The organism is Telmatospirillum siberiense, assembly GCF_002845745.1.
GTDB lineage: Bacteria > Pseudomonadota > Alphaproteobacteria > Rhodospirillales > Magnetospirillaceae > Telmatospirillum > Telmatospirillum siberiense.
Window position 1 is genome coordinate 83260 of sequence record NZ_PIUM01000015.1, and the last position, 25671, is coordinate 108930.

General features: G+C 65.0%; 22 protein-coding genes. 12 read left to right on the top strand and 10 right to left on the bottom strand.

Annotated features, from left to right (window positions below; all coding sequences use genetic code 11):
* Positions 1–10: 10 nt before the first annotated feature.
* From CWS72_RS13990 to rnd, 6 genes are all read right to left on the bottom strand, one after another.
* Positions 11–1606, bottom strand: coding sequence for an AMP-binding protein (locus tag CWS72_RS13990; RefSeq protein WP_101251233.1), 1596 nt, complete (start codon positions 1604–1606; stop codon positions 11–13).
* Positions 1596–3005, bottom strand: coding sequence for an acylating sulfoacetaldehyde dehydrogenase (sauS, locus tag CWS72_RS13995; protein ID WP_101251234.1), 1410 nt, complete (start codon positions 3003–3005; stop codon positions 1596–1598). The genes CWS72_RS13990 and sauS overlap by 11 nt, the downstream gene beginning before the upstream one ends.
* Positions 3002–3790 carry an ATP-binding cassette domain-containing protein gene (locus tag CWS72_RS14000; protein WP_101251235.1) on the bottom strand — a complete coding sequence of 263 codons (789 nt, stop codon included), beginning with the start codon at positions 3788–3790 and terminating at the stop codon, positions 3002–3004. Before CWS72_RS14000 ends, sauS begins: the two co-directional genes overlap by 4 nt.
* A 1-nt stretch (position 3791) precedes the next feature.
* Positions 3792–4664 (bottom strand): aliphatic sulfonate ABC transporter permease SsuC, encoded by an 873-nt coding sequence (gene ssuC, locus CWS72_RS14005; RefSeq protein ID WP_199175686.1) that lies wholly within the window; start codon positions 4662–4664, stop codon positions 3792–3794.
* Complete coding sequence (locus tag CWS72_RS14010) at positions 4661–5635, bottom strand: aliphatic sulfonate ABC transporter substrate-binding protein (protein ID WP_199175687.1); 975 nt, start codon at positions 5633–5635, stop codon at positions 4661–4663. The genes ssuC and CWS72_RS14010 overlap by 4 nt, the downstream gene beginning before the upstream one ends.
* 293 nt (positions 5636–5928) lie before the next feature.
* On the bottom strand, positions 5929–7086 hold the full coding sequence (rnd, locus tag CWS72_RS14015; RefSeq protein ID WP_101251236.1) for a ribonuclease D: 1158 nt from the start codon (positions 7084–7086) through the stop codon (positions 5929–5931).
* Positions 7087–7213: 127 nt separating this feature from the next.
* Between rnd and aspS the strand changes: the two genes are divergently transcribed.
* Together aspS and CWS72_RS14025 are read left to right on the top strand one after the other, a co-directional pair.
* Entirely contained in the window at positions 7214–9025 is a 1812-nt protein-coding gene (gene aspS, locus CWS72_RS14020) for an aspartate--tRNA ligase (RefSeq protein ID WP_101251237.1), read from the top strand.
* Positions 9026–9109: 84 nt separating this feature from the next.
* Positions 9110–10639, top strand: a complete 1530-nt coding sequence (locus CWS72_RS14025) for a tetratricopeptide repeat protein (RefSeq protein WP_146002750.1) — start codon at positions 9110–9112, stop codon at positions 10637–10639.
* Positions 10640–10884: 245 nt separating this feature from the next.
* On the opposite strand, the gene CWS72_RS14030 is transcribed toward CWS72_RS14025, so the two are convergent.
* Positions 10885–11136: a hypothetical protein gene (locus CWS72_RS14030; RefSeq protein ID WP_101251239.1), complete on the bottom strand. Its 252-nt coding sequence runs from the start codon at positions 11134–11136 to the stop codon at positions 10885–10887.
* 132 nt (positions 11137–11268) lie between these two features.
* On the opposite strand from CWS72_RS14030, the gene CWS72_RS14035 reads away from it, so the two are divergent.
* The 7 genes from CWS72_RS14035 (at position 11269) to CWS72_RS14065 (ending at position 17822) form a co-directional block, all read left to right on the top strand.
* Positions 11269–12939: an ATP-binding SpoIIE family protein phosphatase gene (locus CWS72_RS14035; protein WP_101251240.1), complete on the top strand. Its 1671-nt coding sequence runs from the start codon at positions 11269–11271 to the stop codon at positions 12937–12939.
* Complete coding sequence (locus tag CWS72_RS14040) at positions 12936–13271, top strand: STAS domain-containing protein (RefSeq protein ID WP_101251241.1); 336 nt, start codon at positions 12936–12938, stop codon at positions 13269–13271. Before CWS72_RS14035 ends, CWS72_RS14040 begins: the two co-directional genes overlap by 4 nt.
* A gap of 5 nt (positions 13272–13276) precedes the next feature.
* Entirely contained in the window at positions 13277–14077 is an 801-nt protein-coding gene (locus CWS72_RS14045; protein ID WP_241911726.1) for an MlaE family ABC transporter permease, read from the top strand.
* Complete coding sequence (locus tag CWS72_RS14050) at positions 14074–14871, top strand: ABC transporter ATP-binding protein (protein ID WP_101251242.1); 798 nt, start codon at positions 14074–14076, stop codon at positions 14869–14871. Before CWS72_RS14045 ends, CWS72_RS14050 begins: the two co-directional genes overlap by 4 nt.
* Before the next feature lie 70 nt (positions 14872–14941).
* Positions 14942–15916, top strand: a complete 975-nt coding sequence (locus CWS72_RS14055) for an MlaD family protein (RefSeq protein WP_101251243.1) — start codon at positions 14942–14944, stop codon at positions 15914–15916.
* On the top strand, positions 15913–16512 hold the full coding sequence (locus tag CWS72_RS14060; RefSeq protein ID WP_101251244.1) for an ABC-type transport auxiliary lipoprotein family protein: 600 nt from the start codon (positions 15913–15915) through the stop codon (positions 16510–16512). The genes CWS72_RS14055 and CWS72_RS14060 overlap by 4 nt, the downstream gene beginning before the upstream one ends.
* Entirely contained in the window at positions 16509–17822 is a 1314-nt protein-coding gene (locus tag CWS72_RS14065) for a class I SAM-dependent RNA methyltransferase (protein ID WP_101251245.1), read from the top strand. Before CWS72_RS14060 ends, CWS72_RS14065 begins: the two co-directional genes overlap by 4 nt.
* Positions 17823–18054: 232 nt before the next feature.
* On the opposite strand, the gene elbB is transcribed toward CWS72_RS14065, so the two are convergent.
* Positions 18055–18732 carry an isoprenoid biosynthesis glyoxalase ElbB gene (gene elbB / locus CWS72_RS14070; RefSeq protein WP_101251246.1) on the bottom strand — a complete coding sequence of 226 codons (678 nt, stop codon included), beginning with the start codon at positions 18730–18732 and terminating at the stop codon, positions 18055–18057.
* A 191-nt stretch (positions 18733–18923) separates the two neighbouring features.
* On the opposite strand from elbB, the gene CWS72_RS14075 reads away from it, so the two are divergent.
* From CWS72_RS14075 to CWS72_RS14085, 3 genes are all read left to right on the top strand, one after another.
* Complete coding sequence (locus CWS72_RS14075) at positions 18924–20417, top strand: carboxypeptidase M32 (RefSeq protein ID WP_101251247.1); 1494 nt, start codon at positions 18924–18926, stop codon at positions 20415–20417.
* Positions 20418–20661: 244 nt separating this feature from the next.
* On the top strand, positions 20662–22062 hold the full coding sequence (gene thrC, locus CWS72_RS14080) for a threonine synthase (protein ID WP_101251248.1): 1401 nt from the start codon (positions 20662–20664) through the stop codon (positions 22060–22062).
* Positions 22059–23330 carry a M16 family metallopeptidase gene (locus CWS72_RS14085; protein ID WP_101251249.1) on the top strand — a complete coding sequence of 424 codons (1272 nt, stop codon included), beginning with the start codon at positions 22059–22061 and terminating at the stop codon, positions 23328–23330. Before thrC ends, CWS72_RS14085 begins: the two co-directional genes overlap by 4 nt.
* Before the next feature lie 265 nt (positions 23331–23595).
* Here the strand turns inward: CWS72_RS14085 and CWS72_RS14090 are convergent, their stop codons facing one another.
* Both CWS72_RS14090 and CWS72_RS14095 read right to left on the bottom strand, forming a co-directional pair.
* The gene (locus tag CWS72_RS14090; protein ID WP_101251250.1) at positions 23596–24306 is read right to left on the bottom strand and encodes an RlmE family RNA methyltransferase; all 711 of its coding nucleotides are present in this window, start codon (positions 24304–24306) and stop codon (positions 23596–23598) included.
* Positions 24303–25493: a Ppx/GppA phosphatase family protein gene (locus CWS72_RS14095; RefSeq protein WP_241911727.1), complete on the bottom strand. Its 1191-nt coding sequence runs from the start codon at positions 25491–25493 to the stop codon at positions 24303–24305. Before CWS72_RS14095 ends, CWS72_RS14090 begins: the two co-directional genes overlap by 4 nt.
* Positions 25494–25671: the final 178 nt, after the last annotated feature.

A 25671-nucleotide genomic window follows, 5' to 3' on the forward strand; every position in this document is an offset into this window, starting at 1 on the left:
CGTTCTCCCGTCAGGAAAGGTGGCGTCGGTCCGTCCCGGCGGACCGCGTGGGGTGGGGGTGGCCGGCGCCTTGCAGGAGCCGCAGGCGTTGCACCTTGCCTGACGGACCCTTGGGCAGTTCGGTCATGATTCTGATGACGCGGGGCGTTTTGAAACGGCCCAACCGATCCTCGCAGAAGATCTTGAGTTCCTCTTCGGTCGCCGTCATTCCCGGCTTGAGGACCACGCCCGCCTCGATTTCCTGTCCGTAGAGCGGATCGGGAACGCCGACGGCGGCGGCCTCCAGCAGGGCGGGGTGTTTCAGCAATGTCTCGTCGATTTCGCGCGGAGCGATGTTTTCGCCCCCCTTGATGATCAGTTCCTTGAGCCGGCCGGTGACGAAATAGAACCCTTCGTCGTCGCGATAGCCGAGATCGCCGGTCTTCAGCCAGCCGTCGGCGGTGAAGGCGGACGCCGTTTCGGCCGGATCCTTGTGGTATCCGCTCATCACATTGGGGCCCGAGATCTGGATTTCGCCCACCATGCCGGCCGGTTGGGGCCGCTCGGTGCCGGGGGCGGCGATCCGGGCCAGGTTGCCGAACGCCCGGCCCGGGCTGCCGATCTTGCGCAAGGCCGGATTCAGCGGATTGGTGAACACGGGGGCCGCCGTTTCGGTCAGTCCCATGGTCTCGATGATGCCGATGCCGAAGCGCTGTTCGAAGGCCCGATGATGTTCGGGCGCCAGCGGCGCCGAAGCGGAGCGGCAGAACCGCACCGCTCCGAGATCCAGGTCGGCGCGCAGGTTCTCCTCGCCGTTCAGCAGATAGGCGATGATGGTCGGTACCACATTGAGCCAGGTGCAGCGGTGTTCGGCCGCCAGCGACCAGAAGCGTCCCGCGCTGAAGCGGCGCGGCATCACCAGGCTGCCTCCGTGGTATAGAGGGGCGAGAACGGTCACGATCTGGGCGTTGATGTGGTAAAGCGGAAGCACCGCCAGCACCCGGTCGGACGGTCCCAGCCCGTGGGCCTGGCTGACGAAACGGGCCCCGGATAGCACGTTTCCGTGGCTGAGACGGACCCCCTTGGGTCGGCCGGTGGTGCCGGAGGTATACATCAGAAGGGCGTTCGAACCGTTGGCGGGCGCCGCCAACGGCCACGCCGCATCGGGCGTCCCGGCGCCGTCGTCGCTCCCGCACTCGGCATCGATCACGCGGACGGCGACGGCGCCGGGAATGGGAAGCCGCGCCAGCGCCTGTTCCAATTCCCTCCTGTGCTCGGTGGTGGTGAACACCAGCCGGCAATCCGAATGTGTCAGAACGAACGCCAATGGCTCCGGTTGCAGGAGCAGGCTGAGGGGGGTGGCGACGCACCCGGCGGCCATGATGCCGACGAACAGGCCGGCGGCCTGCAAGCCGTTGGGCAGGAACAATCCCACCCGGTCCCCCCGCTGGATGCCGAGGCCGGCCAAATCCCTCGCCAAGGTCAGGCATCGCCCGTGCAACTCTCCAAAGGTCAGGGTGCTGCCGGTCTCGGGGGCGATCAGATAAACGGCCTCCGGCGTCTCAATGGCCCGCCTGGTTACCAAGTCGCGCACCGTCGGGGCGGAATCGGAGAAATCAGCGGCCATAGCGTTGCCAATAGTCATGAAAGATGGTCTCGACACCCACGGTCCTGGGGGGAATTGGCCGCACGATGCGGGTGACGTTCAGGAAATGGAGGTAATTCAGGTTTTCCGAGAATCCGTTGCCGCCCCAGGTGCCGCAGCCCATGGACAGAGAAAAGGGCAGGCCGTTGTCGAATGAGCCGCCGGTGGCGATGCAATGGGGCTGGTCGACGATCACCCGGCAGACCGGCAATTCCAGGCCGAGCCTTAAGATCTGTTCGGGCGTGGCGCCGTGCACGCCGACCGAATGTCCCTTTCCCTGATAGTCGTAGATGGCTCGCACCTGGGCGAGGCCGGCGTCGAAATCGGGGACATGGTAAATCGTCAGGACGGGGCTCAGTTTTTCTCCCGAGAACGGCCGGTCCGGGCCCGCCGTGCCGGAGGGTTCCTCCACCATGATGAAGCGGCAGCTGTCGAATCCGTTGCGTTCCAGGCCGGCCAACCGCGCAAGCCGGGGGGCGGTCTGGGCGACGAAAGCCGGATTCAGCTTGCCGTCCGGGAACATGGCGGCCTCCAAGGCGGCCTTTTCCCCGGGGGTGGCGAGAATGCCTCCTTCCTTCTCGAGACAAGATAGCAAGGGAGGCCATATGTCGCCGATGACCACCAGGCTGTTTTCCGACGAACAGCTGGTGGCGTTGTCGAAGGTTTTGGAAAGGGCGATATGCGTTGCCGTTCGGGCCGGATCGGCCTCTGCGGCGACAATGACCGCCGCATTGCCCACCCCGACCCCGAGGGCTGGTGTGCCGCTGGAGTAAGCGGCGCGGACGTTGGCCCGCGACCCGGTGGCGACCACCAGATTGGCCTGACGCATCAATTCGAGCGTTTGCGCCTTGGTGGCCGGCGGCGGCAACATCTGGACGAGGTCGGCCGAAACGCCGACCTTTGCCAGTTCCCGGTGGATGAACCCGAGCAGCGTGGCGCAAACCCCGGCCCCCTTCGGCGAGGGAGCCAGGATGATGGCGTTGCGGCCCTTCAGCGCGTTGATGATGTTGTTGGCCGGCGTTGCCGCCGGATTGGTCGAGGGCGTGATGGCCGCCACCACGCCCACCGGATTGGCGATTTCGGTGATGCCGGTGGCGGGATCGTCGCGAATCACCCCGACCGACGGCGTGCCGCGCAAATCCCCAAGCAGGCCCAGCGTCTTGCGGTGGTTTTTGCGGATCTTGTCGGCCACGTTGCCGAGCCCGGTCTCGCGCACCGCCTGTTCGGCCAGGATACGGTTTCTGTCGGGATCCAGGATGGCCCAGCCGGCGGCGGCGACCGCCAGGTCGACCTTTTCCTGATCGTTCCGGGCGTATTGCCGCTGCGCGTTCCGCGCCCGCGCGATCAGGGCCTGCACGGTACGCTCTTCCTCGCCGCTCATTGCCGGTTCCCGTCGTGGTGTGTCAGAACGCGTTTCAGCACCAGCCCCTCCATGCGGGCAAAGTCCGCGACCCCCCGTTCCCTGGGACGCGGCAGGGTGATCGGCAGATCGAGCGCCACCGCGCCGTTTTCGATCAGGATCACCCGGTCGGCAAGGGCCACGGCTTCGGCCACGTCGTGGGTCACCAGGAGTGCGGTGAACCCCTGTTCGAGCCAAAGCCGCTCGATCAGTTCCTGCATCTCGATGCGGGTCAAGGCATCGAGCGCTCCCAGGGGTTCGTCGAACAGAAGCAGTCGCGGCGAATGAACCAGGGCGCGAGCCAGAGCCACCCTCTGGCGCTGTCCTCCCGACAAGGTGAAGGGCCAGTCTCCGGCTCGGTCGGCCAGCCCCACCTGGGAGAGAGCCGCCAACGCCCGGGCGCGCCAGTCCCCCTTCAGCCCGACGCCGACATTGCCCAGCACGGTTTTCCAAGGCAGCAGGCGTGCTTCCTGGAACATCACCCGGGTGTTGCCATGCACGCGGTTGCGCTCTTCCCCATTCACCAGGGCCAATCCCGCATCCGGTGTTTCAAGGCCGGCGAGGTGCCGGAGCAGAGTGCTTTTGCCGCATCCGCTGCGGCCGACGATACAGACGAACTGGCCGGCCTCGATGGTCAGATCCAGGCGGCGCAGTACCTGAAGCGCGCCGAAGGACCGGCTCAAGGCCTGAACGGAAACACCGACGCCGCGCCCGTTTTCACCGGCGGTGTCCGGCAGTGGCCGTTCCAGTGCGGAATTGCGGTTCATCCTATGCTCCCGTCTTGGCGAATTCCGGGTGCCATTTGAGCCAGCGGCGTTCCAGCCCCCTGGCCGCCATGTCGGCCAGCTTGCCGAGCAGGGCATAAAGCAGGATGGCGATGACAACGATGTCGGTCTGGAAGAATTCACGGGCATTCATCGCCATGTAGCCGAGCCCGCTGCTGGCCGCGATGGTCTCCGCGACGATCAGCGTCAGCCACATTACGCCCAGGGAGAAGCGGATTCCGACCAGGATCGAGGGCAGCGTGCCGGGCAGGATCACATCGCGGAACAGTCCCCAGCCGGACAGGCCATAGACGCGGCCCATCTCGATCAATTGCCGGTCCACCGAGCGGATGCCGTGGAACGTATTGAGATAGATGGGAAACATTACGCCGAGGGCGATCAGGAAAACCTTGGAATCCTCGCCGATGCCGAACCATAGGATGACCAGGGGCGTCAGGGCCAGATGGGGGATGTTGCGCACCATCTGCACGGAGGTGTCGAGGAGACGTTCCATGCGTCGCGACGTTCCCGTCCAGAAGCCCAGAACGAGGCCGATGACCGCGCCGATGAAGAAGCCGCTGAACGCCCGTCCGCAACTGATCTGCAAATTCTTGAGAAGCTGTCCCGACTTCACCAGCTCGACGAAGCTCGCGCCGATGTCGCGGGGCGCCGGCAATACGCGCGAGGAGATCCAGCCGAGCGACGCGCCCGCCTGCCAGAGCACCAGCAGAAGAAGCGGCAGCAGCCAAGGCTCCAGGTGCCGTCCGCCGGCGGCAACGGACAGCCGCAACCGTCGGCCGAAGCCGGCGTCCGGCGCGGCCGTGCGCATTTGCGCCGGTTGCGGCAGGGTCAGCGCCTCTTTCCCCGATCCGCTCATTTTCCGCCTGTCCAGACGGCACTGTCCCGCACATTGATTTTCTTCGGCAGCAGTTTGGCGTCGAGGAAGGCATCGGCGATCCTCTGTTGTTCGCTCACCGCCTCGTCGTCGACCAGGGCGACCGCGTAGCTGCGCCGGCTGTTGGCCTGCTCGACGGTGTCCACGTCCAGTCCGATCAACGGCGCATGGACCTGGGCCGCCTCCCTCGGCTGCGCCTTGATCCAGGTTCCGGTCTTGACGAGTTCATCCACCACGATCTTCAACACGTCTGGATGGCGTTGCACGTAAGGAGTGGCCGCCAGGTAATAGCGGCGATAGTTGACCCCGACCTGGCTGCCGTCAGTGAGCACACGGGCGCCGCTCTTGTTCCGCACGGTGGCCAGGAAGGGATCCCAGATCGCCCATGCGTCGATGGCTCCCTTTTCGAAAGCCGCCCGGCCATCGGCCGGTTGGAGATAGACGATCTCGACATCCTTCAGCGGCAAGGTGGAGCGCTCAAGGGCCTGCAGGGTCAGATAATGGGCGCCGGCGGCCTTGGCCACGCCGATCTTGCGTCCCTTCAGGTCGGAGACCGTCTTGATCGGCGAATCCTTGGCGACGACGATGGCCTGGGCGGTGGGCGAGGGCTTTTCCTGGACCAGATAGGTCAGGTCGGCGCCGGCTGCCTGGGCGAACAGCGGGACGGTGTCCGCCACATCCGCCGAAAGGTCGATGCTGCCCACGTTGACCCCTTCCAGCAACGGCAGGCCGGACGAGAACTCATGCCATTCGACCTTGACGCCGAGCGGTGCCAGGGCCTTTTCCAAAGTCCCCTGGCCTTTCAGGATCACCAGGAGTGACGAGGACTTTTGGAATCCGATGCGCAGGACGTCGTCGGCCGCCCGCGACGGTCCGCCGAGCGCCATGACTCCCAATGCTGCCACCGTCCCGAGAACGGCCCGTGCCCATACCGCCCTATACGCCATCGCCATCACTCACCTTTCATGTAGAAAACCATCAAAATGGCAATTTTTTTTGTGAAATAAGTCGCCTGATGTTTCCGCGTGTTCGTTCCAACCGTCGGAAATTTTCACCCGAATGAATCGAAGGCGGGAAACGCTATCCCATATTGCCTATGCAGTCCACCGGCTAATAAGTTTATTGGAATATATAACATTTATTTATTGTTATATATGGGTATGCCATTTCCCGGAGCGGGGTTGACCCGCTCGGCCGGCGGAGGCGCATGGATCGATAGGGAGTGGGGTCGGGGCTCGGCCCGGCCTCACTCCAGCGGGATCAGCCGCAGGCTCTTGCCGTTCTTGGCCAGGCCGACGCCGATGTTGCCGTGCTTCAGACGAAGGGCATCCTCGCCGAAGATGGTCCGGCGCCAGCCTTGCAGCGCCGGCACTTCGGCGTCGTCATCGGCGGCGATGGCCTCGATGTCGGCCGAGGAGGCGACCAGCTTCTGGGCGACGTCGTGTTCGTCGCATTTCAGCTTCAGCAGCACCTTCAGAAGATCGACCACCGGCCCCAGGCCCCGCGGCAGGTCGTTGCGCTCGGCCGGTTCCGGCCAAGCCGATTCCGGCGCCGCCAGGGCTTTGGCGACGGCTTCCAGCAGGGCGGTGCCTTGCCGGCCTTCGGCCAGGCCCTTCGACAGGCCCCGGGTGCGGGCCAGATCGTCGGCGGTGGTCGGGGCCTGGGCGGCGATTTCCATCAGGGCTTCGTCGCGAATCACCCGCTGGCGGGGCAGGTCGCGGTCCTGGGCCTCCCTTTCGCGCCAAGCGGCCAGTTCCTTGAGGACCATCAGGAAGCGAGGGCTGGAGGAACGGGGTTTCAGGCGGTGCCAGGCCTCGTCCGGTTCGACGCAATAGGTCTTGGGATTGGTCAGCACGGCCATTTCCGCGACCAGCCACTCCGCCCGGCTGTCACGCTCAAGACGCTTCTTCAGTTTTTCGTAGACCGGGCGCAAATGGGTCACGTCCGACAGGGCGTAATGCAATTGCTTGCCGGTGAGCGGGCGCGCCGCCCAGTCGGTGAAGCGCAGCGACTTGTCGATCTTGGCGTGGGCCAGCTGCGAAGCCAGGGTCTCATAAGAGACGGAATCACCGAATCCGCAGACCATCGCCGCCACCTGGGTGTCGAACAGCGGGGTGGGGATGGCGCCGGCCAGATGCTGGAAGATTTCCACGTCCTGCCGGGCCGCGTGAAAGACCTTCAGAACCCGAGTGTCGGCCATCAGCGCGTAAAGCGGCGAAAGGTCCATGCCGGGCGCCAAGGGGTCGATCGCCCAGGCCTCGTCGGGACCGGCGACCTGCACCAGGCACAACACCGGCCAATAGGTTTTTTCCCGCACGAACTCGGTGTCGACGGTGATGAAGGGAGCGCTTTGCAGGCGCTGGCATAAGGCGGCGAGGGATGCCGTATCGGCGATGAGACTCATGACGCCCTGCTATACACGCTTCTTTTTGTATTTTAAATAGCCCACCCTTGACAAAGCCCCCCTCGCGTGGCCCTTTTTCGGCTTTCCATCCAGCCTTTTCGCGGCCCAGAATCTCAGGACGACGCATATGCATTGCTATAGAACGCACAATTGCGGCCAACTTCGCAGCCAGGACGCCGGATCTGCGGCCAGGCTTTCCGGGTGGGTCCATCGCAAACGCGATCACGGCAATCTGCTGTTCGTCGATCTGCGCGACCATTACGGCATCACGCAATGCGTCGTCGACGTCTCCAGCCCGGTCTTCAAGGTGCTCGAAGCGGCCCGGCCGGAAAGCGTGGTGACGCTGACCGGCAAGGTGGTGAACCGCAGCGCCGATACGATCAATCTCAAGCTGCCCACCGGCGAAATCGAAGTGCAGGTGGCCGAAGCCGTGCAGCAGTCGACCGCCGACGTGTTGCCGATGCAGGTGGCCGGCGAGCAGGAATTCCCCGAGGACATGCGCCTGCGTTATCGCTATCTCGATCTGCGCCGCGAAAAGGTGCATGCCAATATGCTGTTGCGCAGCAAGGTGATCGCCTCGCTGCGCCGGCGGATGATCGAGCAGGATTTCGTCGAATATCAGACGCCGATCCTCACCGCCTCCAGTCCGGAAGGCGCCCGCGACTATCTGGTGCCGAGCCGTATCCACCCCGGCAAGTTCTACGCCCTGCCGCAGGCGCCGCAGCAGTTCAAGCAGCTTCTGATGGTCGCCGGCTTCGACAAATATTTCCAGGTGGCGCCCTGTTTCCGCGACGAGGACGGCCGGGCCGACCGGTCGCCGGGCGAGTTCTACCAGCTCGATTTCGAGATGAGCTTCGTGACGCAAGAGGACGTCTTCGCCGCCATCGAGCCGGTTCTGCAAGGCGTGTTCGAGGAATTCGGCGGCGGACGCAAGGTGACCCCGGCGCCGTTCCCGCGCATCACCTACGACGACGCCATGCTGAAATACGGCTCCGACAAGCCGGATTTGCGCAATCCCCTGCTGATTTCCGACGTGACGGAAGCCTTCCGGGGATCCAGCTTCGGCATTTTCGCCAAGGGCATCGAGATCAACAAGGCCGTCGTCCGCGCCATTCCGGCGCCGGGGGCGGCGGCCAAGCCCCGCAGCTTCTTCGACAAGCTGAATGAATGGGCCCGCGAGCAGGGGGCTGGCGGATTGGGCTATATCATCTTCGCCGCCGAAGGGCCGAAGGGGCCGATCGCCAAGAATCTCGACGAGGCCCGGATCGCCCGGATCCGCGAGGCCACCGGGGCCAAGGACGGCGACGCGGTGTTCTTCTGTTGCGACAAGAAGGGCGTCGCCGAAAAGTTCGCCGGCGCCGTCCGCACGCGCATCTGCAACGAACTTGAGCTTCTGGAACAGGACATCTTCAAGTTCTGCTGGACCATCGACTTCCCGATGTACGAGCGCGACGAGGAAACCGGCCAGATCATCTTCTCGCACAACCCCTTCTCCATGCCCCAGGGCGGCATGGAGGCGCTGCTGGAGAAGGATCCGCTGGAGATCAAGGCCTACCAGTACGACATCGTCTGCAACGGCGTCGAACTGTCCTCGGGAGCCATCCGCAACCATCGCCCCGACATCATGCTGAAGGCCTTCGAGATCGCCGGCTATCCCAACGAGGAGGTCGAACGCCGCTTCGGCGGCATGCTGAACGCCTTCCGTTACGGCGCGCCGCCGCATGGCGGGTCGGCGCCGGGCATCGATCGTATCGTCATGCTGTTGGCCGACGAGCCCAACATCCGCGAGGTGATCCTCTTCCCGATGAACCAGCAGGCGCAGGATCTGCTGATGCAGGCGCCCGCCGACATCACGCCGGAGCGGCTTCGCGAGCTGCATATCAAGCTTGATCTGCCCAAGCCGAAGAAGCCGGTGGCCGAGGGCGGCGCCCAGGGCTGACGTCCTGGGGCGGCAACGGCTGACGTTTGAGGAGGCGGGGCGGTCGCATGGGTGCGGCCGCCCCGTTCGAATGAAGGCGATCCCATGCGCAAGCTCGATCTGGCACAGGCTTTGACCGAAGCGTTCGGTCATCTCGACGCCGGCCGGACCGCCGATGCCGGACGGCTGGCGCGGGACATCGAACGCGCCCGGCCGGCGGCGCCCGGCCTTCGCTATCTGCAAGGGCTTCTGGCCCTGGCCGGGGGGGACGGGCGGAAGGCCACGCAGCATCTTCTCAAGGCCCTGGCGCAGACGCCCGATGCGCCGCCGGCCCTGCTGGCCTTGGCGCGCGCCCAGGCCGCGCAGGGCCGGACGGTGGCCGCCGAAGCCGTCTACCGGAGACTGCTCGCCTTGTCTCCCGCCATGGCCGAGGCCTATGGGGAATGGGGCGTTTTGCTGGCCGCGTCGGAAAAGACGGCGGCGGCCTCGGCGCTTTTCGCCCGCGCCGTCGCCTTGCGGCCCGACTGGAGTTGGGCCTGGACTCATTTGGGGGTAACCCAGCGGTCGCTGGGAAAATGGGATGGGGCGGCGCTGTCCTTTGCCAGGGCGGTCGATCTCGATGAGGCATCCGCCCAGGCTCTCGCCAATCTGGCCGGCGTGCTGCGCCGTCTGAAACGCCCGGCGGAAAGCGTCGCCTTGGCGCGACGGGCCGTGTCGCTGGAACCCGCCGCCGCCGGCCATTGGCTGGAGCTCGCTCAGGCGGAGCGTGACGCCGACGACCTGGGAGCCGCCATCGGCGCCGTCGCCGAGGCGTCGCGTCTGGATCCGGACAATGCCGAGGCGGCCTGGCTGGAAGGCGAATGCCTGGCGGCGGAGGGCCGGGCCGGGGACGCCCGGGCGGCCTATCGTCGTGTCCTGGCGCTGGACCCCGCCGATCGTTTCGGGGCCCGCCTGGCGCTTTCCCGTCTGGGGGCCGATCCTTTGCCGAGCGAAGCCCCCGCCGCCTTCGTCCAAACCCTGTTCGATCAATATGCCGACGGTTTCGACCGTGATCTGGTTGACGGTTTGCATTACCGGGGGCCGGCGATCCTGTCCGACGCCATTTTCCGCGCCTTAGGCTCAGGCCCGTTCGCGGTATGCGACGCGGGGTGCGGGACGGGCCTGATGGGATTGGCCCTGCGATCGGCGGCCAGTCGTCTCGACGGCGTCGACCTGAGCCCCCGGATGGTCGAAAAAGCCCGTGCGCGGGGGATCTACGACGATCTTCAGGCGGGCGGGCTGGTTCAGTCGCTGCTTGCCCGGCCGGGGGCCTACGATCTGGTAAGCGCGGCCGACGTCCTGATCTATGTGGGGGATCTCCAGCCCGTTTTCGCGGCCGTCCGGACGGCGTTGCGTCCCGATGGAGCCTTCGCCTTCACGGTGGAGACCCATGCGGGCAAGGGATATATCGTCCAGGAATCGCGGCGTTTCGCCCATGCCGAGTCCTATTTGCGCGAAGAGGCGGCCGTGGCCGGTTTCACCTTGCTGTCGATGGAAAGCGCCTGGGCGCGTCATGACCGGGGGCAACCGGTGCCGGGTTTGGTCGTGGTGTTGCGCAAGACGGCGCCGGCAGGAGCCGTGCCGCCAAATCCATAGTCTATTTTTCGGTGGAGGAAACGTCGGCGAGCCAAAGACGAAGCAATCCGACGAGTGGCACCGGCGTCCCTGCCGGTGTTCCGGCGGGAGCCGGAAAGGGTCCGCCTTCGGCGGATCACCGGCACGGAGGCCGGTGCCACTGTTCTATCGATGGCGGGCAATGCCCTGATAAGACGACAAAATCAGCGATGTGTGAATCCGGGAGCCTGCAAGGGGCGAGGGTTTATCGGTACCGCCGGAGTGTTCTATTTGGACAGCCGGTCCTCGGCGGGTGGATTGATCAGCACGCAATTGGTCCGGCCCTGGATCGCGCAATTCTGGATCCAGATCATGTCGCCCAGCCGATGGGCGAGGAAACAGCTTGCGCCGAGCAGAAAGGCCACGACCAGCAGGATGACGAAACCGGACGGCCCCTCACCCGCGGCGGGTGGCGGCGGTTGGACGGGTTCGCCCTCGGGAGCGTCGTCGGGACCCCATCGCCAATTGGATCCGTCCATTTCTTTCTTCCTCCCACCCCGAAATTATATCGCCCGCCGGGACGATTGTCGTGACGGCCATAAGTGGTGTCCGGAGCCTATCCATCCGGCCTGCCATTTACCTCCCCGGCGGGCAGGAGCATAGTAAGGGCCATGTCCGACTCCGCGCCGCGCCGCCGGTCCGATTCCTATCATCGCCAGCTCGACCTTATCGCCGAGATGAGCCACGAGTTCGCCACGACGCGCGATCTGCACGGCACGTTTCAGCGTGGCCTGAAGCGTGTCGCCGATTTCATCGAGGCCGAGGCGGCCAGTCTGTTCCTGGTCGACGATTCTTCCGGGGAACTGGTTTGCCAGGCGTGCGTCGGGCCGGTCGACATCATCGGATTGCGTCTGGCGCCGGGGCAGGGGGTGGTGGGCCGGGTGGTCGAGCAGAATGTGGCGACCATCGTCAAGGATGCCCGCGCCGATCCGCATTTCGGCGCCCTGGTCGACGCCAAGACCGGCTTCGTCACCCGTTCGATCCTGTGCGCGCCGCTTTCGGTGCGCGGACAGCGGCTGGGCGCCATCGAACTGATCAATAAAACGGATGGCGGCCTGTTCCATCCGGGCGATCGTCAGCTTCTGCGCGCCCTGGGCGCCTCCGCCGCCCTGGCGGTGGTCAATGCGCGCCTCAACAAGGCGATGGTCGATCAGGAACGGATGGCCCGGGAACTGGAACTGGCCGCCGGCATACAGCGGGCCATGCTGCCGCCCGAGATGCCCGATGATTTTCCCATCCATGGCATCAACCATCCGGCCCACGAGGTTTCCGGCGATTTCTTCGATGTTCTGAAACTCGCCGACGGACGCATCGCCTTCGCCATCGGGGATGTTTCAGGCAAGGGATTCAACGCCTCGCTGCTGATGACCAAGACCTGCAGCCTGTTCCGTTGCCTGGCCAAGAGCGAACGAAGGCCCGGCCGGCTGCTGTCCGTGATCAATGCCGAATTGTGCGAAACGGCCTCCGCCGGCGGCATGTTCGTCACCATGGCGGCTGGGGTCTTCGATCCCGTCAGTGGTTCGGTATTGCTGGCCAATGCCGGGCACGAGCCGCCGCTTCTCCTGCAAGATGGGATCTTCACATCCTTTGCCGCCGCGGTCCCGCCGCTCGGCATCGCTGTCGACATGGTGCCCCCCGACATGACGGAAACCTGGATCGGCCTGGCCGGCGGCTGCCTTTATCTATTCACCGACGGTCTGACGGAAGCGCGCTGCCAGGATGCGCTGCTGGGTGCCGAAGGCGTGCGCCGGTTGCTGAGCGAAGCCGCCGGATTGCCGCCCCGGGAGCGGCTGGCGGCGGTGGTCGATCGTCTTGCCCCGCCCGGCAGCTCGCCCCGCGACGACCTGACCCTTCTGATGGTCGAGGACCGCCGGGAACGGCCGTGCCTGGCCGTGCGTTTCGAGGCGACGCCGGAGTGTCTTTGCGATTTGCGCCACCGGGTCGCCGCCGCCGTCCGGAGTGCCGGTTGCGGTCCCGAGGCCGCCGCCGACATCGTCCTGGCGGTCGACGAGGCCTGTCAGAACATCATCCGTCACGGATATGGCGGCAAGGGCGAGGTGGTGCTGGAAATCCGCAAAAACGCGGCCGGCGTGCTGGAGGTGCAATTGATCGACTTCGCGCCCGCCGTCGATCTGGCTAAAATAAAATCCCGCTGTCTTGATGATATCCGGCCCGGTGGTCTGGGGACCCATTTCATCCGGGCGGTGATGGACAACGTGGCCTTTCTGCCGCCGCCGGTGGGGGCCGGGAATTTCTTGAAAATGACCAAGGCGATCCGATGAGCGCAAATTTCTCCACCCGGCATGTCAAGGGGGGCGTGGTGGTCGCCCTGCAAGGGGAAATCGATCTGCAGAACAGTCCCGAGCTCCGCAAGGAATTGTTGTCGTGGCTGGCCGAGCGCCGGGACGTCGTGGTCGATCTCCAGGGAGTCGCCTATATCGACAGTTCGGGCATCGCCAGTCTGGTCGAGGCCTATCAGACGGCCCGTCATCAGGGAGGCAGGTTTCGTCTGGCCGCGGTCAGCCCTGCGGCGTTGCGGGTTCTGAAGCTTGCCCGTCTCGATGAGGTCTTCGTCATCCGCGAGACCGTCGAGCAGGCCCTGAAGGGAGACTGACCCCTTTGCGAAGCGGATATCTCCATCTGGCGGAGCGTCTGGGGCGGGCGACGGTCAGCGGCCTCGACGAGATGGGCTTCGCCGCCCATCTTCTCGGCAAAAGCCTTTATTGGCTGGTCCTCGGCCGGCGTCGCCGCCAGCCCGTGCGGCTCGACAGCGTGGTCGCCCAGGCCTTCGAAATCGGGGTGCTGGCCATCCCGATCCTGACGGTATTGACCTTCACCATCGGCGTCATGCTGGCCATTCAGGGGATCTATATGCTGAAGACCTTCGGCGCCGAATCGCGAGTCACCACCGGCATTTCCCTTTCCCTGGTCCGCGAGTTCTCCTCCCTGATCACCGGCATTCTGGTCGCCGGCCGGTCGGGGTCGGCGTTGGCGGCGCGTCTCGGCACAATGACCATCAATCAGGAGATCGACGCCCTGACGGTGATGGGAATCGATCCGGTCCGCTTCCTGGTGGTGCCGCCGCTGCTGGCCATGCTGGTGATGGTTCCGGCTTTGACCCTGTGGTCGCACCTCGTTTCGCTGTTCGGCGCCGGCCTTTACGTCTCGGCCCAACTCGATATCAGCATGGGCGCCTTCGCCCAGCAGGTGCTCGATGCCTTGCGGCTGGCCGATCTGGCGCACGGGCTTTCGAAGAGCGCCATCTTCGCCGTATTGATTACCCTGGTCGGCGTGGTTAACGGCGCTGCCGTCACCGGCGGCGCCGAGGGCGTCGGCCGGATGACCACCCGTTCGGTGGTGCAGGCGATTTCGGCCATCGTCGTCACCGACATGATCTTCGCCTTCATGGTGACCCGGTGAACGGGGCTGAGGTCAGCATCGAGGTGCGGGGGCTCGTTTCCTATTACGGCACGCGCAAGGTGCTGAAGGGCATCGATCTTAGCGTGCTGGACGGCGAGATCATGGTGATCATGGGGGGCTCGGGCTCGGGCAAGAGCACGCTGCTCAATCATCTTCTGGGGCTCCTGTCGCCGGCCGAGGGCTCGGTCCGCCTGCTGGGTCGCGACCTGGCGCGCCTGACGCCGATGGAAATGCTGGATCTGCGCCGCCATATCGGGGTCGCCTTCCAGAGCGGGGCGCTGTTCAGTTCGCTCTCGGTGGCCGAGAACATCATGCTGCCGCTGCGGGAACACTCCGATCTCGATCGGAAAACCATGGAGATCATCGCCCGGCTGAAGCTCGAAGTGGTGAGCTTGGCCGGCTTCGGCGACCTGATGCCGGCGGAATTGTCGGGCGGCATGATCAAGCGGGCCGCCCTGGCGCGGGCCATCGTCATGGATCCCAAGCTGCTGTTCTGCGACGAGCCTTCGGCCGGCCTCGATCCCGTCGTGTCGTCGTCGATCGACGAGCTGATCCTGCGCTTGCGCGACGCCATGGGCATGACCACCGTGGTGGTCACCCACGATCTCGACAGCGCCTTCAAGATTGCCGATCGCATCTGCGTGCTCGACGATGGTGAAATCATCGCGCTCGGCAGCAAGGACGAGATCCGCGCCAGTTCCAACGAAAGGGTGCAAAATCTGCTGAACCGCCGCAGCGAGGAGGTTACACTCGACACCGACGCCTATCTGCGCCGGCTGCTCGGTGAAAGTTGAGTTATCGCCTGTGAAAAAGGTCGTTCGTTCCCTTGGGGGCGCCTTTTCCACGAATGGTTAGATTGGGGAAATGCGAGACAGTCGGATCAATTACGTCCTGGTGGGCAGCTTTGTCCTGGCCATGCTGGTGGCCTTGGTGGTGTCGATCGCCCTGCTGTCCGGACGCACCGGACGGACCCAGGCCTATTACGTCGTCTATGACAACGTGGGCGGGGTGAAATACGGCACCAAGGTTCTGTTCGAGGGCTTTACCATCGGTCAGGTCGAAGACATCACGCCGCAGCGGGACGGCGGCAAGGTAAAATTCAAATTGCGGCTGGGGGTGACCGACGGCTGGCAGGTTCCCGAGGACAGCGTCGCCCGCATCGCGGCATCCGGTCTTCTGGCGGCGGTGGCCATTGACATCAAGGGGGGATCCAGCGCCACCCTGCTGCAACCGGGCGAGCAGATCAGAAGCCAGTCGGGCGGCAATCTGTTCACCGCCATGGCCGATATCGCCTCGGAGGTGACCAATCTCAGCCAGACCGGCTTGCGCCCCCTGATCGAGGCGCTCAACCGGACGGTCGGCGCCTTCGGACCCATCCTCGAACAGCGGGCGCCCCAGCTTTTCGACAATCTGGTGTCGCTGTCCGCCGATCTGGCCGCCAAGACCCCGAAGATTTCCTCCAACGTCGAGCAGATGACGTCGGGCATGAACAAGCTGTTCAGTCCCGACAACACCCGCAAGATGGAAGACACCATCGGCAACGTCGACCGTACCGCGGCCAATCTCGCCGAATTGACCGGCGCGCTGCATTCCAGCAAGGCCAAGGTCGACAGCCTGCTGGCCACGCTGGACAAGGCGGCCGCCGACAACAGCGAAACCGTCGGGCAGGGACTCAAGGATCTGCGCTACAGTTTGCAGGCGGTGGCCCGCAATATCGATTCGGTGACCTACAATCTTGAAGGGACGGCCCGCAACATGAACGAATTCAGCCGTGAGATCCGCCAGGATCCCGGCCTGCTGCTGGGCGGCGGTCGCCCGCGCGACGAGGGGCCGAAATGACGCGCGTCATCCTCGCCCTGGCCCTGCTTCTGCCGCTTGGCGGCTGTTTCGGCGGCGGCGCGCCATCCGATCAGTTCTATCGGCTGGCCGTTCCGGCGCCGGTCGTTTCGCCGTCGCCCATCCTGCCCGGCGTCGTCGAGGTGGGGCGTTTCGCCGCCGAGGGGCTGACCGGCGAGCGGGCGCTTCTCTACAGCTACCGGGACAAGCCGGATCAGGTGGCGCGCTATGGCTATCACCTGTGGGTCGAGGCGCCGCCCGTGCTGCTGCAGAACCAGCTGGTGCGGCTGCTGCGCGAGACCCGCGCGGCCTCGACCGTGGTTACCGCCGATTTGCGGGTGCCCCCCGATATCCTGATCGAGGGTCGCCTGCGCCGTTTCGAACAGCTGGTCGGCGCGGCGCCCTCGGTGGTGGTGGAAATGGATCTGGGCGTGATCCGGGTGCGTGGCGGCGGGCTTTTGCTGTTGCGTAACTACCGGGTGGAAAAACCGATGGTCGGCGATCAGCCGGCCGATGCCGTCGTCGCCTTCCAGGGCGCGGTTGGCGAAGTCTTCGGCCATTTCCTGGCCGATCTGGCGGAAAAGACAGAAATTCGATGAGCCGAAAACCCCGTTTCGTCCGGCCGCGCGGCAAGCCGGCCTCCGCCTTGCCGCGCACCCTGGAGATCGATATCGACGAGTTGGGCGGTCGCGGCGACGGCATCGGCCGTCACGACGGTCAATCCGTCTTCGTTCCCTGCACGGTTCCGGGCGATCGGGTCCTCGCCCGTGTCGACGGCCGGAAAAGCGATGGGCTGGCGGCAAGCTGTCTAGAGCTGTTGTCGCCCGGCCCGGGGCGGGTCACGCCGGTCTGCCGCCATTTCGGCGAGTGCGGCGGCTGTTCGCTTCAGCATTTCGAGGAGGAGCGCTACCGCGCCTGGAAGCGGGGCCTGCTGGTCATCGCCCTGCGTCGGGCGGGCTTCGATGAGGACCGGGTGGCGCCGATGATCGCCGTCGCGCCGGGATCGCGCCGCCGCGCCACCTTCGCTTTTCAGCGGCGGCGCGGCGAGGTGACGCTGGGGTTTCATGCGCGGGCCAGTCATCAGGTCGTCGATATCGCGGGCTGTCCGTTGCTGGTTTCGCCCTTGCTCGATCTGCTGGCGCCGCTTCGCGCCCTGTTGCGCGACGTCGTCGAGGACGGACGGGAGGGCGATGTCGTCGCCACCCTTACCGAGACCGGCATCGATCTGCTGATTGACGCCGATGCGCGGCTCGATCTTTTCGATCGTGAACGTCTGGCGGCCTTCGCCGAAGAAATCGATCTGGCACGCCTGTCCTGGCGGCGGCCGGGTGTCGGCATGGTCGAACCGCTATCCCATCGGCGGGCCGCCCAGGTCCGTTTCGGCGACATCGCCGTCGATCTGCCGCCGGGCTCTTTCCTGCAGCCCAGTATCGAGGGCGAGCGTGCGCTGAGCGCCCTGGTCATCGAGGCCGTCGGCGCCGCGACGCCCGTTGCCGATCTGTTTTCAGGTTGCGGCAGCTTTACCTTTCCCTTGGCGGCGAAGTCCTTCGTCCATGCCGTCGAGGGCGAGGCCGCCGCCGCGCAGGCGTTGAAATCGGCGGCCGAACGCATAGGCGCGCGCGTCAGCGTCGAATGCCGGGACCTGGCTCACCGGCCGCTGTTGTCCGATGAGCTGAAACGCTTCCATGCCGTGGTTTTCGATCCCCCCCGGGTCGGCGCCGCCGCCCAGGCCGAACAACTGGCCGCGGCCGGCCCGCCGCTGGTGGTGGCCGTGTCCTGCAATCCGGCGACCCTGGCCCGCGACGCCAAGACCCTGGTCAAGGGCGGCTATCGCCTGATCCGGGCGACGCCGGTCGACCAATTCCCCTGGTCGGCCCATCTGGAGGCGGTTGCCGTGTTCGAGCGGTAGGACCGTTCGGCGTCCTGCCGTCAGTTACCGCTCTTCCGGTATTTTGGTTTCGCGATTCAATCAAAAGACGTCATGCCCGGCCTTGAGCCATGGCTGTCCGGCACAGTTTGTGCCTCGCCTCTATTTGAGTGGTGAGCACAGCCCAAAACCGTCATTGCCGGACAGCCGTGTGTCGAGCACGGCCACGACGGTTTTGGGGGCCACTTCAGCACGATACTGCTGACAGGCCCCATCAGCCGGCCGTCGCGGGGACCTTCGCCAGTTCGAGCAGGGCCGCGACCAGATTGTCCGCCCCTTCGGCGATTTGACTGATGGAGGCGTCCAGCATGTAGCAAGGGGTGGTGACCACCTTGTTGACGCGGTCGATCGCCACTTCGCCATGCCCTTTTTGCTGATGCCTGGCCCCCATGCTTTCGATGGCGGCGGCGGTGCCGGGATCGTTGCCGATGGTGACCTCGATCTTGCCCAGGACCTTGGCCAGGATGACCGGCGCGATGCATAGGGCGCCGATGGGCTTGCCGGCCTGATGCATGGTCTTGATCGCCGCGACCACCGAGGGCTCGACATTGCAGTCCGGCCCGTCGACGGCGAAGCTGCACAGGTTTTTCGCGGCCCCGAAGCCGCCCGGAAAGACCAGGGCGTCAAAATTACCGGCCTCGAAGGTGGCCAGGTCGCGGATATGGCCCCGCGCGATCCGGGCCGATTCGACCAGAACGTTGCGCGTCTCCCCGGTCGCCTTACCGGCGGCGTGGTCGACGACGTCCCGCTGCAGGATGCTGGGGGCGAAACAGTGGGCGGCGGCGCCATGGCGGTCGATGGCCAGCAAGGTCAGCACGGCTTCGTGGATTTCCGAGCCGTCCTTCACACCACATCCCGACAGAACGACGGCGATCCTCTTTTTCGTGTTCATGATTTTCTTCCTCTGTCCCCTTCGCGCCGCCCGGATGGCGTGGGCGAAGGGTGCTTCTGCTGGAACCAGCGTAGTTTTCCTCCGGTGTCCGGGCAACAGGTCTTAGGGCATTGTGCTGGGCGGCCGGCATCGCCACTATGATAGGAGAAACGATTTCAATCGAAGACTTTTTCCCCGAATTTGGAGGTGAAATGGCCCTTTGTCCGGCCTACGCCCGTCTGGAGCGGATTTTCCATCGGCTGACGCTGCTTGAGCAGGCGCAGGGACTTTTGCATTGGGACATGGCGGCGATGATGCCGCCCGGCGGAGCGGAAAGCCGTGGAGAACAACTGGCGACGCTGAAGGCGCTGTCCCATGAACTTCTGACGGCCGCCGAGGTCAAGCCGCTGCTCGATGCGGCGGTGGAGGAGGATCTGGACGATTGGCAGCGGGCCAATCTTTCCGAAATGCGCCGCGATTGGGTGCATGCCGCCGCCGTGCCCTCCCGTCTTGTCGAGGATTTGTCCCGCGCCGGGTCGGCATGCGAGACGGTCTGGCGCAAGGCCCGCGCCGCCGCCGATTTTTCCCGGGTGGCCCCTTCTCTCGCCGAGGTGCTGCGGCTGACCCGCGAGATGGCGGAAATCAAAAGTCAGGCCCTTGGCGTTTCGCGCTATGACGCGTTGCTCGACCAGTACGAGCCCGGCGGGCGGTCGGCGGTCATCGATGTCGTCTTCGACGATCTGGCGGCCTTTCTGCCCGGCTTTTTGCAACAGGTCCTGTCGAGGCAGGCGCCCCCGCCGCAGGGGCCGCGCGGGCCTTTCCCGGTCGAGCGGCAAAAGGCGCTGGGCTTGCGCATGATGGAGGTTCTGGGGTTCGATTTCGAGCATGGTCGCCTCGATGTCAGCCAGCACCCTTTCTGCGGCGGTACTCCCGACGATGTGCGAATCACCACCCGCTATGACGAGAACGCCTTCATCAAAAGCATGATGGGGGTGATCCACGAAACTGGACATGCCCTTTACGAGCGCGGCCTTCCCGCCGCCTGGCGGACCCAGCCGGTGGGACGGGCCCGTGGCATGAGCCTGCACGAAAGCCAAAGTCTTCTGATGGAGATGCAGGCATGTCGGTCGCGGGAATTTCTGAGCTTCGCAGCCCCGGTGATGGCCGAGGCCTTCGGTGCCGTGGGGCAGTCCGGTTGGGACGCCGGCACCTTGTTCGCGCTCAATGTCCGGGTGGCGCCGGCCTTCATCCGCGTCGACGCCGACGAGGTGACCTATCCCGCCCATGTGATCCTGCGCTACCGCCTGGAGAAGGCCCTGATCGCCGGCGAGATCGATGTCGCCGACATCCCGGCGGCCTGGAACGACGGGATGGACGCCCTGCTCGGCGTCCGGCCGCCGGACGACGCGCAAGGCTGTCTGCAGGATATTCACTGGTACGATGGAGCCTTCGGCTATTTCCCGACCTATACTCTGGGAGCGATGATCGCCGCCCAACTGTTCGAGGCGGCGGGCAGGGCGCTGCCCGATTTGCCGGCGTCGATCGGCCGGGGCGATTTCCGCCCGTTGCTCGGCTGGCTGCGCGAGGCGGTGCATGGGCAGGCCTCGCGGTACGGGACCGACGAGCTGCTGACCCGGGCCACCGGCCGGCCGCTCGACCCTTCGGTGTTCAAGACGCACCTTCGCCGACGGTATCTGGACGGATGAAGGTCGTCCGTCGACCGGGGCGGGATATTAGAGTATCCGAGCGTCAAATCTGACGCTCGGATACTCTAGAAGTGGCCATTGAGGCCGCGGCCAAGCACGCGGATGCGTGCGCCCGGAGAGGGCTAAAAACAAACCGGAGCGTGATGCCTTAAATCTGCATCACGCTAAAGACGGCGTAATGCTTGTTCCGCCTGACCCCGGTGGTTAATGTGTGCCCTTCATTTTGTCAGGTTCTGGTCGCGCAATGAGCTATCACAGCACACGGGGGCAAGCGCCCGCTCTCGCTTTCGATGACGTTCTTCTGGCGGGCCTCGCCCGGGACGGGGGTCTTTATCTGCCCGAGGCCTGGCCGCGTTTCTCCGAGGCGGATCTCGCGGGTCTTGCCGGGCTGTCCTATCAACAGGTCGCGGTGCGGGTGATGCAGCCCTTCCTCGACGGCAGCATCGCCGAGGACGATTTCGCCGCCCTGGTCGCCGAGACCTATGCCGGATTCGACCACGCCGCCGTCGCGCCCTTGACGCAACTCGGGCGCAACGACTGGCTGCTCGAACTGTTCCACGGTCCGACGCTGGCCTTCAAGGACTATGCCCTGCAATTGCTGGGGCGCCTGTTCGACCATGTGCTGACCAAGAAGGGACGGCGGGTGACCATCGTCGGGGCGACGTCGGGCGATACCGGCTCGGCGGCCATCGAGGCCTGCCGCGATCGCGCCGCGGTCGATATCGTGATTCTGCATCCCAAGGGGCGGACCTCCGAGGTGCAGCGCCGCCAGATGACCACGGTGACCTCGGCCAATGTGCGCAATATCGCCATCGAAGGCACTTTCGACGATTGCCAGGACATGGTGAAGGCCATGTTCAACGACCAGCCGTTCCGTGACCAGCTCAATCTGTCGGCGGTGAATTCGATCAACTGGGCCCGCATCATGGCCCAGATCGTCTACTATTTTGCCGCGGGAACGGCATTGGGCGCGCCGCACCGTCCCATCTCCTTCGCCGTTCCGACAGGCAATTTCGGCAATGTCTACGCCGCCTTCGCCGCCCGGCGCATGGGGTTGCCGATCCGGCAACTGGTGGTCGGTTCCAATTCCAACGACATCCTGACCCGTTTCTTCGAAAGCGGGGTGATGAGCAAAAACAAGGTGGTGCCGACGTTGAGCCCCAGTATGGACATCCAGGTTTCCAGCAATTTCGAACGCTATCTGTTCGATTTGTTCGGCGAGGACGCGGCGCGTGTCGTCGATTTCATGGAACGGTTCCGCCGCGACGGCCGGTTCGAAGTGGGCGAGACCATGCTCGCCAACATCAACAGCCTGTTCCAGGGCTACCGCCTGGACGACGAGGCGACCAGCGGGGTCATCCGTAAGCTTTACGAGGAAACCGGAGAGCTGCTCGATCCGCATACGGCCATCGGCGTGGCGGCGGGCCGCGCCCGCCGGCGGGACGCCTCGACGCCCATGGTGGCCCTGGCCACCGCCCATGCCGCGAAGTTCCCCGACGCCGTCGAGGCGGCGACGGGCATAAGGCCGGCTCTGCCGTCCCGCCTGGGCGATCTTTTCGAACGGCCGGAGCGCTACGACGTTCTGCCCAACGATCTGGAAACGGTGAAGGACTATGTCCGGCAAGTCGCACGGGTGAACGCATGAGCAGTCTCGACAGCATCCGCCAGACCCGTCTGGCCAACGGCCTGACCGTGTTGACCGATCGCATGGAAACGGTGGAGACGGCGTCGCTGGGCGTCTGGGTCAACGCCGGGACCCGCCATGAGACGCCCGAGATCAACGGCGTGTCGCATTTGCTCGAGCATATGGCGTTCAAGGGCACCGAGCGGCGTTCGGCACGGGCCATCGCCGAGGAGATCGAGGCGGTCGGCGGTCATCTGAACGCCTATACCTCGCGCGAGCATACGGCCTATTACGCCAAGATCCTGAAAGAGGACGTCGGACTGGCCCTGGATATCATCGCCGACATCCTGCAGCACTCGACCATCGATGCCGAGGAACTGGCCCGCGAGCAGGCGGTGGTTGTTCAGGAGATCAGCCAGTCCATCGATACTCCCGACGACATCATCTTCGATCATTTCCAGGCCACCGCCTATCCTGACCAGGCCGTCGGGCGGCCCGTCCTGGGGACGGCCGATCTGGTGCGCGGCATGTCGCGCAACACCTTGTCCGGCTATATGCGCAATAACTACGGCGCCGAGCGGATGATCCTGGCGGCGGCTGGAAATCTCCATCACGACGACGTGGTCGCCATGGCGGAAAGCCATTTCAACGCCCTGCCGAAAACCAGCGCGGCGGTCGAGGACGTGGCCCGTTATGTGGGGGGGGAATACCGCGAATCCCGTGACCTCGAACAGGTGCATCTGGTTCTGGGTTTCGACGGCGTCTGCTATGACGATCCCGACTATTACGCGGCATCGGTTCTGTCGACCCTGCTGGGCGGCGGCATGTCGTCCCGGCTGTTCCAGGAGGTTCGCGAGAAGCGGGGCTTGGTCTATTCGATCTATTCCTTCACCTCGTCCTATACCGATGGCGGCCTGTTCGCCATCTATGCCGGAACCGGGGAGGAAGAGGCGGCCGAGGTGATCCCCGTGGTCTGCGACGAGGTGATGAAGGTCACCCAGTCCATCGGCGCCGACGAGGTGCAGCGGGCCCGCGCCCAGTTGAAGGCCTCGATCCTGATGGCCATGGAAAGCACCAGTGCCCGCTGCGAGCAGTTGGCCCGCCAGATCCAGGCCCATGGCCGTTTGGTGCCGGTCGAGGAAATGGTCGCCAAGGTCGAGGCGATCGACGCCGAGGCGGTGATCGCGGCGGCCCGCCGCCTGTTCGTCGGTACCCCGACCTTCGCCGCCATCGGACCGCTCGACAAGGTCGAGGGTTTCGACTCGGTGAAGCGCCGGCTTGTTTTATAAGCCCCTGGCCACAGGCGCTCGGATAAGAAAAATCTGTCGTTCGCGAGCCAAAAACGAAGCAATCCTAAGAGTGGCACCGGCGTCCCTGCCGGTGTTCCGGCGGGAGCCGGAAAGGGTCCGCCTGTCGGCGGATCACCGGCACGGAGGCCGGTGCCACTGTTTTATCAAAAGCGGACAATGCGCTGATAAAACTACAAAATTTACGATGTGTGAATCCGGTGGCCCTCGCCCGCTTTGCGGGAGAGGGCTTACCCGAACGCCGGTCTCACTTCGGCCGGAACCCCATGGCGACGACATAGGTTTCCGCAGATTCGGCGCGGCTGGCCGGCGGTTTGGCGTGGCGGACCTGTTCGAAGCTTTTCTTCAACAGGTCGAGCAGGGTGCGTTCGGTGCCGCCCTTGAAGACCTTGGCGACGAAGGTGCCGCCGGGGGCTAGCACCTCCATGGCGAAATCGAGCGCCACCTCGCACATATGGACGATGCGGGCATGATCCGTGGGCGGATGGCCGGTGGTCGGCGCCGCCATGTCGGACAAGACGATATCGGCCGGACCGCCCAGCGCGTCCTTCAGGATGCCCGGCGCCGCGTCGTCGAGGAAATCGTGGGTGAGCACGATCGCCCCGGCCACCGGGGCCCACTCCAGAATGTCGATGCCGACCACCTTGCCGCCCTTGGCGTCAAGCGCCTTGACCCTTTGTACCGCCACTTGGGTCCAGCCGCCGGGGGCGGCGCCGAGGTCAACGACGCGCTTGCCCGGCCTCAGGAAATGGAAGCGATCGTCGAGCTGTATCAGCTTGAAGGCGGCGCGGGACCGATAGCCTTGCCGCTTGGCCTCGATGACGAAAGGATCGTTCAGTTGCCGCTGCAGCCAGCGGGTGGAGGAAACCGTCCGTTTGCGCGCCGTGAGCACCCGTTCGTTGAGCATGTGGCTGCCGGTCTTGCGCGGGCCTCCGGTCGGTTTTTTCCCTTGGCTCATGATCTCGCCGCCAAACGGTCGGCTTGCATCATCGACAACAATACGCCCTCCCTTACGCCGCGATCGGCGACCGTCAGTCGGTCGGCCGGCCATAGGCGGCAAATAGCTTCCAGAATAGCGCAGCCGGCCACCACAAGGTCGGCGCGGACCTCGCCGATGCACGGATGCTGGGCGCGTTCCCGCGCGTCGGCCGTGACCAGGCGCCGGCTGATCGCCGCCACCTCTGAATACTCCATGACCAGGCCGTCGACCAGGGCCCGGTCATAACGGGGTAGGTCGAGATGGACGCCGGCCAGCGTGGTTACCGTGCCCGAGGTTCCCAGCATCTGCACCAAACCCCGCGCGACCAGCGGTCCGAACCCGCTTCGCTGGTCAAACGGACGGAGCCGCTCGACCAGTAAATCCACCACGCTCGCATATCCGAGGGCCTCGTGAAGCCGTTCCCCCGCCTCTTCGGCCAGGGTGACCACGCCGAGCGGCAGGGAGACCACGGTTTCCACGCCATCCTCGGCGGGGGTCTCTCCCAACCTCACCTTGATCAATTCGGTGCTGCCGCCGCCGATATCGAAGACCAGGGCGAAGGGGTGGCTGCGGTCGAGCAGGGGGGCGCAGCCCGCCAGGGCCAGTTTCGCCTCGTCCTCCGCCGAGATGGTCTCCAGAACCAGGCCGGTGTTTTCGAAGACCCGGCGCAGGAAATCGACACCGTTGGAGGCGCGGCGGCAGGCTTCCGTGGCCACCGAGCGCAGGCGGCGCACCTCGCGGCGTTCGACACGCTGCGCGCATTGGCGCAGGGCGCACAGGGTCCGTTCGATGGCCGCTTCCGAGAGAAGTCCGCTGTTGGCCAATCCCTCGCCTAGACGGGTGACGCGGGAAAAGGCTTCGACGACGCGGAAACCGTCTTCGTTCGGGGTGGCCAGCAACAGCCGGCAATTGTTGGTGCCAAGATCGAGGGCGCCGTAAAGAGGCTGATGCGAGGACTCGTCCCGGCGACCTGACATTTGGCAGCGCGTTCGTTCGCCGGCGCCGGCCTGTTCCAATGATTCCAACTCCCTCGTCGTCCGAAATGGACGGACATGATTCTTCAGCCGATCGTAGCGGAGACGCAATGCCTGCGGAAGGGTCTCGTGGCGCCGCCAGTGGTTCTCACCATAGCATTTTTCGCGCTCTTCCCCTGTGGGCAACGGCATTCGCACATCTTTATTTCTCGGCGGATCACCGGCAGGGGCGCTTTTATACCGGGCGGGCGAAACGGGGACTGGAAATCGCCATGGCCGCGTGTTAGAAGACCCGCCTCTCGTCGGCACCGGATAAGGCCCGATACCGATGAGCAAGGTTGACAGTCTGATACAAACAGATTAGACACGC

Excerpts from the sequence above, each read along its gene's own strand:
- CWS72_RS13990 (WP_101251233.1), bottom strand. The coding sequence starts at position 1,606 with ATGGCCGCTGATTTCTCCGATTCCGCCCCGACGGTGCGCGACTTGGTA.
- sauS (WP_101251234.1), bottom strand. The coding sequence starts at position 3,005 with ATGAGCGGCGAGGAAGAGCGTACCGTGCAGGCCCTGATCGCGCGGGCG.
- CWS72_RS14000 (WP_101251235.1), bottom strand. The coding sequence starts at position 3,790 with ATGAACCGCAATTCCGCACTGGAACGGCCACTGCCGGACACCGCCGGT.
- ssuC (WP_199175686.1), bottom strand. The coding sequence starts at position 4,664 with ATGAGCGGATCGGGGAAAGAGGCGCTGACCCTGCCGCAACCGGCGCAA.
- CWS72_RS14010 (WP_199175687.1), bottom strand. The coding sequence starts at position 5,635 with ATGGCGATGGCGTATAGGGCGGTATGGGCACGGGCCGTTCTCGGGACG.
- rnd (WP_101251236.1), bottom strand. The coding sequence starts at position 7,086 with ATGAGTCTCATCGCCGATACGGCATCCCTCGCCGCCTTATGCCAGCGC.
- aspS (WP_101251237.1), top strand. The coding sequence starts at position 7,214 with ATGCATTGCTATAGAACGCACAATTGCGGCCAACTTCGCAGCCAGGAC.
- CWS72_RS14025 (WP_146002750.1), top strand. The coding sequence starts at position 9,110 with ATGCGCAAGCTCGATCTGGCACAGGCTTTGACCGAAGCGTTCGGTCAT.
- CWS72_RS14030 (WP_101251239.1), bottom strand. The coding sequence starts at position 11,136 with ATGGACGGATCCAATTGGCGATGGGGTCCCGACGACGCTCCCGAGGGC.
- CWS72_RS14035 (WP_101251240.1), top strand. The coding sequence starts at position 11,269 with ATGTCCGACTCCGCGCCGCGCCGCCGGTCCGATTCCTATCATCGCCAG.
- CWS72_RS14040 (WP_101251241.1), top strand. The coding sequence starts at position 12,936 with ATGAGCGCAAATTTCTCCACCCGGCATGTCAAGGGGGGCGTGGTGGTC.
- CWS72_RS14055 (WP_101251243.1), top strand. The coding sequence starts at position 14,942 with ATGCGAGACAGTCGGATCAATTACGTCCTGGTGGGCAGCTTTGTCCTG.
- CWS72_RS14060 (WP_101251244.1), top strand. The coding sequence starts at position 15,913 with ATGACGCGCGTCATCCTCGCCCTGGCCCTGCTTCTGCCGCTTGGCGGC.
- CWS72_RS14065 (WP_101251245.1), top strand. The coding sequence starts at position 16,509 with ATGAGCCGAAAACCCCGTTTCGTCCGGCCGCGCGGCAAGCCGGCCTCC.
- elbB (WP_101251246.1), bottom strand. The coding sequence starts at position 18,732 with ATGAACACGAAAAAGAGGATCGCCGTCGTTCTGTCGGGATGTGGTGTG.
- CWS72_RS14075 (WP_101251247.1), top strand. The coding sequence starts at position 18,924 with ATGGCCCTTTGTCCGGCCTACGCCCGTCTGGAGCGGATTTTCCATCGG.
- thrC (WP_101251248.1), top strand. The coding sequence starts at position 20,662 with ATGAGCTATCACAGCACACGGGGGCAAGCGCCCGCTCTCGCTTTCGAT.
- CWS72_RS14085 (WP_101251249.1), top strand. The coding sequence starts at position 22,059 with ATGAGCAGTCTCGACAGCATCCGCCAGACCCGTCTGGCCAACGGCCTG.
- CWS72_RS14090 (WP_101251250.1), bottom strand. The coding sequence starts at position 24,306 with ATGAGCCAAGGGAAAAAACCGACCGGAGGCCCGCGCAAGACCGGCAGC.
- CWS72_RS14095 (WP_241911727.1), bottom strand. The coding sequence starts at position 25,493 with ATGCCGTTGCCCACAGGGGAAGAGCGCGAAAAATGCTATGGTGAGAAC.